The sequence below is a fragment of the Streptomyces sp. CB01881 genome, from assembly GCF_002953255.1.
Lineage (GTDB): Bacteria > Actinomycetota > Actinomycetes > Streptomycetales > Streptomycetaceae > Kitasatospora.
The window spans coordinates 756694-769328 of the sequence record NZ_CP026498.1; the positions used below are offsets into that span (position 1 = coordinate 756694).

The 12635-nt window shown below is 73.5% G+C and carries 10 protein-coding genes; 6 read left to right on the plus strand and 4 right to left on the minus strand.

Going from position 1 to position 12635, the window contains the following annotated elements:
* Window positions 1-73: 73 nt before the first annotated feature.
* Window positions 74-523, plus strand: coding sequence for a MarR family transcriptional regulator (locus C2142_RS03590; RefSeq protein ID WP_148641039.1), 450 nt, complete (start codon window positions 74-76; stop codon window positions 521-523).
* 116 nt (window positions 524-639) lie between these two features.
* Here C2142_RS03590 and C2142_RS03595 read toward each other — a convergent pair whose 3' ends face one another.
* Entirely contained in the window at window positions 640-885 is a 246-nt protein-coding gene (locus C2142_RS03595; protein WP_148641040.1) for a hypothetical protein, read from the minus strand.
* A gap of 228 nt (window positions 886-1113) precedes the next feature.
* Here C2142_RS03595 and C2142_RS03600 point away from each other — a divergent pair, with 228 nt between their 5' ends.
* Entirely contained in the window at window positions 1114-2523 is a 1410-nt protein-coding gene (locus tag C2142_RS03600; protein ID WP_148641041.1) for an STM4012 family radical SAM protein, read from the plus strand.
* A 78-nt stretch (window positions 2524-2601) separates the two neighbouring features.
* Here C2142_RS03600 and C2142_RS03605 read toward each other — a convergent pair whose 3' ends face one another.
* A complete protein-coding gene (locus C2142_RS03605; RefSeq protein WP_241002354.1) occupies window positions 2602-3507 on the minus strand; it encodes a DMT family transporter in 906 nt (301 codons plus the stop codon).
* A 476-nt stretch (window positions 3508-3983) separates the two neighbouring features.
* Here C2142_RS03605 and C2142_RS03610 point away from each other — a divergent pair, with 476 nt between their 5' ends.
* Window positions 3984-5057, plus strand: coding sequence for a family 2 encapsulin nanocompartment cargo protein terpene cyclase (locus tag C2142_RS03610; RefSeq protein WP_346766356.1), 1074 nt, complete (start codon window positions 3984-3986; stop codon window positions 5055-5057).
* 15 nt (window positions 5058-5072) lie between these two features.
* Complete coding sequence (locus C2142_RS03615; RefSeq protein WP_148641043.1) at window positions 5073-5954, plus strand: geranyl diphosphate 2-C-methyltransferase; 882 nt, start codon at window positions 5073-5075, stop codon at window positions 5952-5954.
* Between the two features lie 82 nt (window positions 5955-6036).
* Here C2142_RS03615 and C2142_RS03620 read toward each other — a convergent pair whose 3' ends face one another.
* On the minus strand, window positions 6037-6981 hold the full coding sequence (locus C2142_RS03620; protein ID WP_148641044.1) for a hypothetical protein: 945 nt from the start codon (window positions 6979-6981) through the stop codon (window positions 6037-6039).
* A gap of 362 nt (window positions 6982-7343) precedes the next feature.
* Here C2142_RS03620 and C2142_RS03625 point away from each other — a divergent pair, with 362 nt between their 5' ends.
* The gene (locus tag C2142_RS03625; protein ID WP_148641045.1) at window positions 7344-7955 is read left to right on the plus strand and encodes a TIGR03086 family metal-binding protein; all 612 of its coding nucleotides are present in this window, start codon (window positions 7344-7346) and stop codon (window positions 7953-7955) included.
* 188 nt (window positions 7956-8143) lie between these two features.
* A complete protein-coding gene (sulP, locus tag C2142_RS03630) occupies window positions 8144-9856 on the plus strand; it encodes a sulfate permease (protein WP_148641046.1) in 1713 nt (570 codons plus the stop codon).
* 55 nt (window positions 9857-9911) lie between these two features.
* On the opposite strand, the gene C2142_RS03635 is transcribed toward sulP, so the two are convergent.
* Window positions 9912-12635 (minus strand): HAD-IC family P-type ATPase, encoded by a 2724-nt coding sequence (locus C2142_RS03635; RefSeq protein WP_148641047.1) that lies wholly within the window; start codon window positions 12633-12635, stop codon window positions 9912-9914.

Here is a 12635-nt window from a genome sequence, read left to right on the forward strand (position 1 = left end):
TGATGTCTTCAAGTAATTTCGACGGTAGACCTCGATGGTTGAGGATGTCAAGCATCCTCCCTATGCTGGCCGCATGCCCCAGACGCCCCGGCCCGTGTCGCCGCCCTCCCCCGACGAGCTGATGGACCAGCTCGCACGGGTGGCCGCGGCCTACTACCGCCACTTCGCCACGGTGGCCGCCGGGCACGGGCTCACCCTGATGCAGGGCAAGACGCTCAGCCTGCTGCGCGGCCCCCGGCCCATGCGCACCCTCGCCGACCTGCTGGCCTGCGACGCCTCGAACGTCACCGGGATCGTCGACCGGCTGGCGACCCAGGGTCTCGTCCGCCGCGAGGCCGACCCCGCCGACCGCCGGATCAAGAACATCGTGCTGACCGAGCAGGGCGAGCTCACCGTCCGCCGCATCCGGACCGAGCTGATGTCCAGCCTCACCACGCTGGAGGAGCTCACCCCCGACGAGCGCGAGACCTTCCGCACGCTGCTGGGCCGCGCCTTCCCCGAAACCGCCGCGCCGCGGCGGTAGCCGGCCACCACCGGCGATCACCGAGCACCGCTCCCAGCGCCCCCGGCGCCCCGTGGCGCACGCGCGACCGGCGTACGGCCCCGCCACCCGCTCCGCCCGCCGCTTCCGCGGACCGCTCAGGCCGGCGCGTCCAGGCGCCAGAGCGGGAACGCGTCCTGGGCCGGGTCCGCGGCCAGGTGGGCGCTCAGGAGGCCGGCCTGCGCGGCGTCGAGCGCCAGCTCCTCGGTGACCCTGCGCCGGGTGACGAGGGTGAGGCCCTGCCGCACGAGCGCCGCCCGCCGGCGGGAGTACCGCGCGACGACGCCGGGCCCGTCGGCCGCGACCCCGCCCGGCCGCCCGTCGCCGACCCGGACGGGCGCCACCGCACGGGTGGACGCCGCGACGCGCGCACGGTCGCGCTCACGGGCGATCTCCGAGAACCCGCAGACCTCCAGGCTCGCCCGCTCGGCGTCCGCGAGCGTCCCAACCGCGCCGCCCGCCCGGGACCGCTCCTCGGAGGTTCAGCCCCATGACCGGGGCCGCCTGCCGCACCTAGCTTCATCCCGCCGGCCTTTGCCAGAACTTGACCACGGCGAGAGGAAGTTGTGCCGATGAGCGGCTCCACACCCGTCCGGATCACCCCGCGCCCCGCGGCGGACCACCCCGGTCCGCCGGAGGAACTGGCCACCCCCTACCGGCAGTACGTGTACGCCTACCCCCACCAGAAGAGCTACCGGCGCCTGACCTCCGGCCCCCTCCTCACCGAACTGTGGGCCGCCGAGCGGCTGGACGCCCTGTCGCTCTACGTCCACGTGCCGTTCTGCGAGATGCGCTGCGGGTTCTGCAACCTCTTCACCCGCACCGGCGCCCCGGAGGAGGTCACCGGCCGGTTCCTCGACACCCTGGAGCGCCAGGCCCGGGTGACCCGGGAGGCACTGGAGGCCCAGGGCCGTCAGATCCGGTTCACCCTGGCCGCGTTCGGCGGCGGTACCCCCACGTACCTCACCGCGACGGAGCTGACCCGCCTCGCGGACATCTGCGAGGACGTCATGGGCGCCGACCTCAAGGCCGTCCCCTGGTCCGTGGAGACCTCGCCCGCCACCGCGACCGACGACCGCATCGCCGTCCTCGCCGAACGCGGCGCCACCCGCGTGAGCATCGGCGTGCAGACCTTCCTGGAGGAGGAGGCCCGCGCGGCCGTCCGGCCGCAGAAGCGGGCCGAGGTCGACGCCGCGCTGACCCGTCTGAAGGCGGCGGCGTTCCCGATCCTCAACATCGACCTCATCTACGGCATCCAGGGCCAGACCGAGCGGAGCTTCCGCGTCTCCATCGACGCGGCCCTCGCCCGGGAGCCCGAGGAGATCTACCTGTACCCGCTGTACGTCCGCCCGCTCACCGGACTTGAGGGCCGCCACGCGGAGACCGGCGACGGCTGGGACGAACAGCGCCTGCGCCTCTACCGCTCCGGCCGGGACCACCTGCTGGCCGCCGGGTACGAGCAGACCTCCATGCGGGTCTTCCGCCGCCGGGGCACCGCCGCCGTGGACCTGGCCGACGACGCCGGGATCAGCGAGTACAACCAGCAGGCCGGCATGGTCGGCCTCGGCATCGGAGCCCGCTCCTTCACCACCGACCTGCACTACACCACCGACTACGCCGTCGCCGTGCCCGAGGTCCGCCGCATCATCGACGACTACATCGCGACGCCGACCGACGACTTCCGCCGCGCCCAGTGGGCGTTCCGGATGGACGACGGGGAGCGCCGCCGGATGTACCTGCTCCAGACCCTGCTGGAGAGCACGGGCACCTCCGAGGCACAGTACCGGCGCCGGTTCGGCGCCCCGCCCCGGGAGCACTTCCCGTCCCAGTTCGCCGCCCTCCGGGAGCGCGACTGGATCCGCGAACACCCGTCCGGCACCCTGCGGCTGACCCCCGAGGGCATGGCCTGGGCGGACGCCATCGGCCCGTTGTTCTTCTCCGCCCGGGTGAACGACGCGATGGCGGCCTACCAGGACCGCTGAGCGGAGCCGTCCAGCACCGGCCGGGCCGGCCGCCCGCTCCGCCCCGCGGTCCCGGCGCCCGGCCCGGCCGGTGCGAGGTCAGGAGGAACCGGCCGCCGCTCCCCCGCCGTGACGCACCGGCAGGGCGACCACCGCCAGGCCCCCCAGCAGCAGCACCAGGCCCAGGCCCGGCCAGCCGCCCAGCCGCTCGCCCAGCAGCAGCGTCCCGAGCACCGCGGCCACCAGGGGCTCGGCGAGGCTGAGCGTTCCGGTGGTCGCGGCGCTGATCCGTCCCATCCCGCTGGTGAACAGCAGATAGCCGAGCGCCGTCGTCCCCAGCGCCAGCCAGGCGATCAGCCCGAGCGCCCGCGGCGAGCCCAGCCCCGCCGGCGCCGCCGCCAGCCACGGTGACACCAGCAGCCCCGCCCCGAACACACTGACCGGCGCGGCCGCTGCCGGATCACCCCCGGCGGCCCCCAGCCGCTTGGACGCCGCGATGTAGACGCCGAAGCCCGCCCCGGCGGCCACCGCGAGCGCCACCCCCACCGCGTCCGCCGTCCCCCCGCCGCCGGGCAGGAGCAGGAGCCCGATGCCCGCGACCGCGACCGCGGTGCCCGCGGCCCACCGGGCGTCCAGCCGCTCGTCCGCCAGGGCTCGGGCGCAGAGCCCGGACACCACCGGGACGGTCCCGAACGCGGCGGCCGTGGCGGCCGCCGCGCCCGTCCGCTCCACGGCCTGGAGGAACGCGGCCTGGAAGACCGCGGTCACCGCGACGCTCAGCAGCAGCCAGTACCGGACCTCGGGCCGCCACAGCGTACGCAGTCCCCGGGGGCGCAGCGTCACGGCGCAGAGCACGGCTCCGCCCAGCAGCATCCGGCAGGCGCCGAGCGCCACCGGGTCCACCCCGGCGTCCGCCAGCAGCTGGGCCGGCCCGACCGTCCCCCAGAGCACCGCCGCGGCCAGCACCGGCACCACCCCGGCCCGGACCTCCACGTCTCCTGCCACGCGTCCCCCTCTCCAGCCCTCGCCGGTCGCGGCACCGACTCTGACGAAGGCTAGGTTCGCCCTGTCCGCAGGCCAATTGGGGAATGCCATTGCTCCTGGCGGGCCGGGCACCCGGCGCACCGGATCTTCCGACAAGAGCACTGCGCGACGGTGCCGAGTGCGGCCCGCGCGCTTCAAACCTGGTAATCGCAAACGTTCACCCTATCGGGTACAGGAAGCACTCCGGAGCGCCCCGGCGCGCGCCTCCCCGCCTACCGTTGATCAGCAAGCGACAAGGGGCACCCGATGCGGCGACCCCCTTTTTGCCATGCCAAATGACGACCCGTCATGACGTGCGGTTTCCTTCGATCCGCCGTCCCGCGACGGGCAGTCCTTCGACGTGCAGTCCTTCACAGAGGGAGCCCCGCCATGTCCGCGGACACCGGACCCGAGAGCAGCATGGAGAGCAGCAGCGTGGACGCCCCGGCGGCACGGTCATGAGCCGTACGGCCCTGGACCGGATCCTCAACGGACCCAGCGGCCTCGGGACGGCGGGCCTGCACCCGGGACGGCGCGACGCGCGGCCGAGGACCGGCGAGCCCATCCCCGGCCTGTACCACCACCCGGTCGCCGAGCCCGATCCGGAGCGCGTCGCGGAGGTCGGCCGCCGGATCAAGGCCTGGGCGCTGGACGAGGTCCAGCTCTACCCGCCGGAGTGGGAGGACCAGTTCGACGGCTTCTCGGTGGGGCGTTACATGGTCGCCTGCCACCCCGACGCCCCCGACATCGAGCACCTGATGATCGCCGCCCGGCTCATGGCCGCCGAGAACGCGGTCGACGACTGCTACTGCGAGGACCACGGGGGCTCGCCCGTCGGCCTCGGCGGGCGCCTCCTGCTGGCCCACACGGCCCTCGACCCCCTGCACACCACGCCGGAGTACCACCCGGCCTGGGCGGAGTCGCTGCACGAGGACGCCCCCCGGCGGGCCTACCGCTCCGCCATGGACTACTTCACCCGCGCGGCGACGCCGTCGCAGGCCGACCGGTTCCGGCACGACATGGCCCGCCTGCACCTGGGCTACCTCGCGGAGGCGGCCTGGGCCGAGACGGACCACGTCCCCGCGGTGTGGGAGTACCTGTCGATGCGCCAGTTCAACAACTTCCGGCCGTGCCCGACCATCACGGACACCGTCGGCGGCTACGAACTGCCCGCCGACCTCCACGCGCTGCCCGCCCTCCAACGGGTCATCGCGCTGGCGTCCAACGCCACGACCATCGTCAACGACCTGTACTCCTACACCAAGGAACTGGCCAGTCCCGGCCGGCACCTGAACCTGCCCGTGGTGATCGCCGAGCAGGAGGAGAAGAGCGACCGCGACGCCTACCTGAAGGCGGTCGAGGTCCACAACGACCTGATGCACGAGTTCGAGGCCGAGGCGGCCGCCCTGGCAGCCTCCTGGCCCTCCCCGTCCCTGGTGCGGTTCCTGCGCGGCGTCGCCGTGTGGGTCGACGGCAACCACTACTGGCACCAGACCAACACCTACCGCTACAGCCTGCCCGATTTCTGGTAACCAAGGAGCCTATCCGTGACCACGACCGACATTCCCTCCGTTGCCGCCACCGCCTCCGTGCCCGGCCCGGCGACCCCGTACCAGGGCGACATCGCCCGCTACTGGGACCACGAGGCCCGGCCGGTGAACCTGCGCCTCGGCGACGTCGACGGCCTCTACCACCACCACTACGGGATCGGCGACGTCGACCACGCCTCGCTCGGCGACCCGGGCGACAGCGAGCGCGAGAAGAAGGTCATCACCGAGCTGCACCGGCTGGAGTCCGCGCAGGCCGAGGTGCTCCTGGACCACCTGGGCAGGATCCGGCGCGACGACACCCTGGTGGACGCCGGCTGCGGCCGCGGCGGCTCCAGCGTGATGGCCCACCAGCGCTTCGGCTGCAAGGTCGAGGGCGTCACCCTGTCGGCCAAGCAGGCCGAGTTCGGCAACCGGCGCGCCCGGGAGCTCGGCATCGACGGCTCCGTCCGCGCCCGGGTCTGCAACATGCTCGACATGCCCTTCGAGAACGGCAGCGTCGCGGGCTCGTGGAACAACGAGTCCACCATGTACGTCGACCTGCACGACCTCTTCGCCGAGCACTCCCGCATCCTCGCCGTCGGCGGCCGCTACGTGACCATCACGGGCTGCTGGAACCCCGCCTACGGGCAGCCGTCGAAGTGGGTGTCGCAGATCAACGCGCACTTCGAGTGCAACATCCACTCCCGCCGGGAGTACCTGCGCGCCATGGCGGACAACCGCCTCGTGCCGCAGGCCGTCATCGACCTCACCCCCGCGACCCTGCCCTACTGGAAGCTGCGCGCCGCCTCCTCGCTCGTCACGGGCATCGAGGAGGCGTTCATCAAGTCCTACGAGGACGGCTCGTTCCAGTACGTCCTGATCGCGGCCGACCGGGTCTGACCGGCCGCCTCCGCGTGGGGCCGGGGCGTGCGCACACCCCGGCCCCACGTCGTCGCGGGGCGCCCGCGCGGCCGGCGACGGGTCAGGCCAGGGCCTTGGACTGCCAGTAGCCGAACTGGCGGAGCGGTTCGCCGTCGAGGGACCACGGCCAGGGCGTGACCGTGTCGCCGATCAGCTCGAAGACGGTCCCGCTCTCGCGCACGCGGCCGGCCTGGACCAGCGCGTAGGCGAGCAGGTTGAGGTCGGCCCGGGCGCCCGCGTACGCGAGCCGGCCAGGGACGAGCCAGCCGGCCAGGGCGGCGTCCAGCGCGCCGGCGGCCCGGTGGGTCGACCACTGGCGCCGCACCAGCAGTCCCTCGACCCCGCCGCGGGCCAGCGTGCGGGCGTGCTCGTCGACCAGCGCGGTCAGCTCCACCCCGGTGGCCGGCGCCGCCGACGGCACCCCGGCCCGGACGGCGTGCACGAAATCCAGCTGGCTGCTGCGCGAGCCGCACTCCTCCGGCGACAGGTAGCGCAGCATCTGCAGGTGGGCCTCCCGGTTCCACGGGTCGCGCGAGGTCACCTCGTGCCAGACGGTGAACAGCTCGCGCGAAGGGGCGCGGATCAGACGCAGGATCCCCAGCAGCGCCACCCAGGGCGTCGGGTCGTCCGGGAGGACCTCGGCGGCGCGGTGGCAGTGCCCGGCCGCGGCAGCGGCGTCCTCCATCCGTCCCGCGTGCCGGCCACGGACCAGCTCGACCCACGCCTCGAACACCAGCGGGTCGCCGCCGCGCGGGGCGCGCAGCCGCCAGGTGCGGGAGACCCCCGAGGGCGCCGCGGCCTCGGCGAGCACGGCGATGCGGTGACCGCGCCTGTCCCAGTCCGTGCCGGCCTCCTGGAGAAGCCGCTCGACCTGGTCGACCTGAATGCTGACCTGGCCCGGCATTCCGGGGGAATTCAGCTGCCGCCGGACACGGCCGAGTTTGACGTCGTCGAGCTCCGGCAGCAGGCGCGGGCCGGAAGCGCGAAGTCTTCGGAATATCGACACGCGCCGCAGCCTAGGGCCCCGATGGAATTCCGGACAGCCCTCGGGGGAAATTGTTATTTCCCGTGATTCCGGTGACCCTACGGTCTCGTACGGCAACCGGCCGCGCACCCCCCGGCCCGCCACGCATTACCGCGGGGAATGACCGGGCGTCAGGAATTCGGATTCCCGGCGGCGTAATTCCCCGGCCGCCCGGTCCGCCGGGGCGTCGCGGGCCAGGGACCTTGCGCGCCGGGCCCGTTGCCCCGGGGCGACAGCACGGTCACCCTCCGTGCCCGCCGAAGGCCTCCGCGTCGCCTACCTGGCGGATCGCGCCCGGCAGCGGTTCACTGGGAGTGAGCAGGGCAGGGAATGGAGGCCCGGCGATGGAATGTCCCCACCCGATCGGATTCCACGCTGAGGTCCGCGAGCGCTACGCCGCGGCCGGGGCGGAGATCACCCGGCTGGTGAAGGCCGTGCCCGAGGACCGGTGGACGGCGCCCACGCCGTGCCGCGACTGGGACGTGCGGGCGCTGGTGAACCACCTCGCGGCGCAGCACCTGTGGGTCTGTCAGGCGGCCGCGGGCTACACCCCGGAGCAGATCGGCCGCCGGTTCCGGGGCGACGTGCTGGGCCGCAACCCCCTGGGCGTGTGGACGATGGCCGTGGGCAGCGCCCTGCGCGCCCTGAACGTGCCGGGCGCCCCCGATCTCCTGGTCCACCTGTCGTACGGGCTGCGCGACGTCGGCGGATACGTGCGTGAACTCACCGCCGAGACCGTGGTGCACGGCTGGGACCTCGCCCGTGCGCTGGGCGAGACCGGCCGGATGCCGGTGGGCGCCGCCCGGTACGCGCTCGTGGAGTTCCGGGGCTACCGCGACCTCACCGGCACCGGCCGGTTCGACCCGCCGCACGCCACGCCGCCCGGCGCCGACGCCCAGGAGCTGCTGCTCGCCCTCACCGGGCGCGACCCGCACTGGTCCACCGAGTTGCGCTGATCCGCCCCTTCACACGGCCCTGCGCCCGGCCCTGCACCCCGCCCATCACCCGGCCGCCGGGAAGGGCCCGGCCGCGCACCTCTCGGTCCGGCGGCGCACCTTTCCGCCCCGCGCACCTCTCCGGCCCGGCCGACCCGGCCCCGGGCCCCTCCCGAGGCATGATGAGGCCCCGGCGAGGAAGGAGCCCCATGACTGCTGGTGCCCGTGACGAAGGGTGGCGCCGCGTGGCGCCGGCCCTGCCGGGGCTTTCGGTGCTCCGCGGCTACCGGCGCGAGTGGTCGCGCGGCGACCTGCTGGCCGGCGTCACCGTGGCGGCCTACCTCGTGCCGCAGGTCATGGCGTACGCCTCCGTCGCCGGGCTTCCTCCCGTCACCGGGCTCTGGGCGATCCTGCCGGCGATCGCGCTGTACGCCCTCGTCGGCTCGTCCCGGCTGCTGTCCGTCGGCCCCGAGTCGACCACCGCGCTGATGACCGCCACCGTGATCGGACCGCTGGCGGGCGGGGACACCGGACGCTACGCGGCGCTGGCCGCGTCCCTCGCGGTGGTGGTCGGGCTGCTGTGCGTCCTGGCGTGGCTGACCCGGCTCGGTTTCGTCGCCGATCTGCTCTCCCGGCCGGTGCTGACCGGCTATCTCACGGGCGTCGCCCTGATCATGATGGTGGACCAGCTCTCCAAGCTCACCGGGGTCGAGGTGAAGGGGGAGGGCTTCTTCCCCCAGCTGGCGTCGTTCCTGTCGAACCTGTCCGGGGCCCACGTGGCGACGGTCGTCTTCAGCGCCGCCGCGCTGCTCTTCCTCTTCCTCCTGGCCCGCTTCCTCCCGCGGCTGCCCGGCCCGCTGCTGGCCGTGGTGCTCGGCACGGCGGTGTCGGCGGCGTTCTCCCTGAAGGACCACGGTGTCGCGGTCATCGGCGACATCCCGGCCGGGCTGCCCCGCCCCCGCCTGCCGGACCTGGACGAGCTGAACCGGCTGCTCCTTCCCGCCCTGGGCATCCTGCTGGTCGGCTACACCGACTTCATCCTCACCGCACGCGCCTTCGAGCCGCCCGGAGAGGGAGGGCGGCCGGACGCCAACCAGGAGCTGCTGGGCCTCGGCGCGGTCAACATCGGCGCCGGCCTCTTCCAGGGCTTCCCGGTGAGCAGCAGCGCCAGCCGCACGGCGCTGGCGAAGTCGGCGGGCGGGCGCACCCAGGCGTACTCGCTGCTGGCCGGCGTCGCGGTGATCGCCGTGCTGCTGTTCCTCGGCCCGCTGCTGCGCGACACCCCGGACGCGGTGCTGGGCTCCCTGGTGGTGTTCGCGGCGGTCCGGATGATCGACATCGCCGGTTTCCGCCGGCTCGCCTCCTTCCGGCGCCGGGAACTCCTGCTGGCGGTCGGCTGCCTGGCCGGCGTACTGGCCCTGGACATCCTGTACGGCGTGCTGGTCGCGGTGGGGCTCTCGGTGGCCGAGCTGCTCAGCCGGGTCGCGCGGCCGCACGACGCCGTGCTCGGCACCGTGCCGGGCGTCGCCGGGATGCACGACGTCGACGACTTCCCGCAGGCCCGGACCGTTCCCGGACTGGTGGTCTACCGCTACGACTCCCCGTTGTTCTTCGCCAACGCGGAGGACTTCCGGCGGCGCGCGCTGGCCGCCGTGGCGGCCCAGCCGGGCCCGGTGAGGTGGTTCGTCCTCAACACCGAGGCGAACGTGGAGGTGGACATCACCGCGCTGGACTCGGTGGACGCCCTCCGGCTCGAACTGGCCGACCGCGGCATCGTCTTCGCGCTGGCCCGGGTCAAGCAGGACCTCCGCGACGACCTCGACGCCTACGGCCTGAGCGCGTCCGTCGGCGAGGACCTGATCTTCCCCACCCTCCCCACGGCGGTGGCCGCCTACCGCGCCCGGGCCCGGGACACGCCGTAGCGGTCGGCGGCGGGCCGCGCGGCCGCGCCCGGCCCGGTGCCCGGCGCAGCCGCGCTCAGCCGCGGGCCGGCGCCCCGCGGCGGGCGACGAGCTTGCCCAGCTCCCACAGCAGCAGGAGCGCGACGGCGGCCAGCAGCGCCCAGCAGAACTGCCGGACGTTGAGGTCGGTGGTGCCCAGCAGGCGGTGGAACACGTCCATCTGGGTGACCAGCACCGCCAGGACGAACTCGCCGAGGGCCGCCAGGTTCATCTGCCTGCTGTCGAAGGTGGCGACGTTCAGCACCGAGCCGCGCTCGCTGCGGCACTCGTACGCCGCCACGATCAGGCAGAGCGCGAAGGCGGCGAAGGAGATCGAGTTGCCGATCTGGAGGCTTCCGTAGCGCGACTCGCCCAGCTTGATCAGCAGGAGCAGCGCGACGGTGACGGCCAGCCCCGCCAGGCCCACGGTGATCACGACGGGCCTGGTCAGCACCGTCTCCCCGCGCGGGCGCGGGGTGCGCCGCATCAGCCCGGGGCTCGCCAGGTCGAATCCCAGGGCGAAGCCGAACGGGGCGTTGACCACGAAGTGGATCCACAGGACCTGCGCCGGGGTGAACGGCTCTCCCGCCGCGAGGTTGAAGACGGTGGCGCCGAGGAAGGTCAGGACGAACGTCACCAGCAGCACCAGGACGAACCGGATGTACTTGGTGAGGTTGTCGTAGAGCTTCCGGCCCTCCTCGACGGCGTAGACGATGGTGGCGAAGTTGTCGTCGGCGAGGACCATGCGGCCGGCGTTCTTCGCGACGTCGGTGCCGCTGCCCATGGCGATGCCGATGTCGGCGGCCTTGATGGCCGGCGCGTCGTTGACGCCGTCGCCGGTCATCGCGACGACGTCGCCCTTCTTCTTGAGCGTGTCGGCGAGCAGCACCTTGTGCTCGGGCGCGACGCGTCCGACCACGCCGATGGCGTCGATGCGCGTCAGCCGCTCGTGCTCGGGCATGGCGGCGAAGTCGGCGCCGAGGACGGCCTCGCCCTCGATGCCCAGCTGCCGGGCGATGGCCTCACCGGTGGTGACGTCGTCCCCGGTGACCATGCGGACCCGGATGTGGGCGGCCTGGGCGTCGGCCACGGCCGCCCTGGACTCCTCCCGGGGCGGGTCGACCATGCCGACGAGGCTGGTCATCCGCAGGTCGGTGACGAGCGCCAGCAGGTCGCCGGCCGGGTCGAAGTCCGCCGGGTCGAGGTCCCGCACGGCCGCGGCCATCACCCGGCGCCCCTCGCCGCCCATCCGTTCGGTCTGCGCCTGGGCCCTGCCGCTCAGGCCGGCGTCCCACGGGATGCCCGTACCGGCCGAGAGCGCGGTGGTGGCGCGGTCCATCACCGCGGGTGCCGCGCCCTTCACGAAGCACCGGACCACGCTGCGCCCCGCGGCGTCCACCGTCGAGTTGAAGGTCGCCATCAGCTTGTAGCCGGGGTCGAACGGCAGCGTGGCGAGGCGGGGGAAGCGCTCCCGGGTGGCCTCGATGTCCAGCCCGGCCTTGTGCCCGAGGACGAGCAGGGCGCCCTCGGTCGGGTCGCCCACGACCTCGCCGTCCACCAGTTTGGCGTCGTTCGCGATCAGGTAGGGCAGCACGGCGTCCTCGATGCCGGCGGAGGTGCCGGCGGCGTGGTGGACCTTCCCGGCGAGGCGGTAGCCGGTGCCGGAGACGGTGTAGCGGTCGGTGGGGCTGAGCACCTCGACGACGGTCATCTGGTTCATCGTCAGGGTGCCGGTCTTGTCGGAGTTGATGGCCGAGGTGAAGCCGAGCGTCTCGACGGAGGGCAGCTCCTTCACGATCGCGTGGCGCTTGGCGAGGTTGAGGCTGCCGACCGAGAGGATCACCTGGCTGACGGTCGGCAGCGCCTCGGGGATGGCGGCGATCGCCAGCGAGACCGCGCTGACGAAGAGGGCGTCCCACGCCTGGTCCCGGCTGCGGCCGAGCGCGAACATGACGACCATGGTCAGACCGGCCGCCGCCGCGATCCACAGCGTCAGCGTGTTGAGCTCCCTGGTGAGCGGCGACTGCTCCTTCTCGGTGGCCGACAGCATCCCGGAGATCTTGCCCAGCTCCGTGCCGGCGCCGGTGGCGGTGACGACGAGCAGTCCGCTGCCGTGCGTGACCGGGGTGTTCATGAACGCCATGTTGGTCTGGTCCCCCGGCGGCAGGCCGCCCCCGGCCGTCAGCGTGCCGGCGTCCTTCGCCGCCGGGACGCTCTCGCCGGTGAGCGCCGACTCGTCGATCTGCAGGGCGCTGGCCTCGATGATCCGCCCGTCCGCCGGCACCTCGTCTCCGGCCGAGATGAGCACGATGTCGCCGACGACCACCAGCTCGGCCGGGATCTCGGCCTCGGTGCCGTCCCGGCGGACCCGCGCCGTCGCCTCCATCATCGACTTCAGCGCGTTCATCGCGCTCTCGGCCTTGCCCTCCTGGCGCAGGCCCACGACCGCGTTGAGCAGGGTCAGGACGATGAGCAGGATGCCGGTGCCCCACTCCCTGATCGCGAACGACACGATCGCCGCGGCCACCAGGATGATCTGCATGTAGGTGCGGTACTGGTCGAGGAAGCGCAGCCACTCGGGCCTCGCCTTCTCCTCCGGCAACGCGTTCGGCCCGTGCGCGGCCAGCAGTTCAGCCGCCCGGGAGGCCGTGAACCCCGCCGCCGGGTCCGCTCCGAGGGCGGCCACGACCTCCTCCGGCGGCCGCGCGTACCACGGTACGGAGCCTGCCGGTCCCGACTGGTCAGCCTGCTCCGCCATCAT

Excerpts from the sequence above, each read along its gene's own strand:
- C2142_RS03600 (WP_148641041.1), top strand. The coding sequence starts at position 1,114 with ATGAGCGGCTCCACACCCGTCCGGATCACCCCGCGCCCCGCGGCGGAC.
- C2142_RS03590 (WP_148641039.1), top strand. The coding sequence starts at position 74 with ATGCCCCAGACGCCCCGGCCCGTGTCGCCGCCCTCCCCCGACGAGCTG.
- C2142_RS03625 (WP_148641045.1), top strand. The coding sequence starts at position 7,344 with ATGGAATGTCCCCACCCGATCGGATTCCACGCTGAGGTCCGCGAGCGC.
- sulP (WP_148641046.1), top strand. The coding sequence starts at position 8,144 with ATGACTGCTGGTGCCCGTGACGAAGGGTGGCGCCGCGTGGCGCCGGCC.
- C2142_RS03610 (WP_346766356.1), top strand. The coding sequence starts at position 3,984 with ATGAGCCGTACGGCCCTGGACCGGATCCTCAACGGACCCAGCGGCCTC.
- C2142_RS03635 (WP_148641047.1), bottom strand. The coding sequence starts at position 12,635 with ATGATGGCGGAGCAGGCTGACCAGTCGGGACCGGCAGGCTCCGTACCG.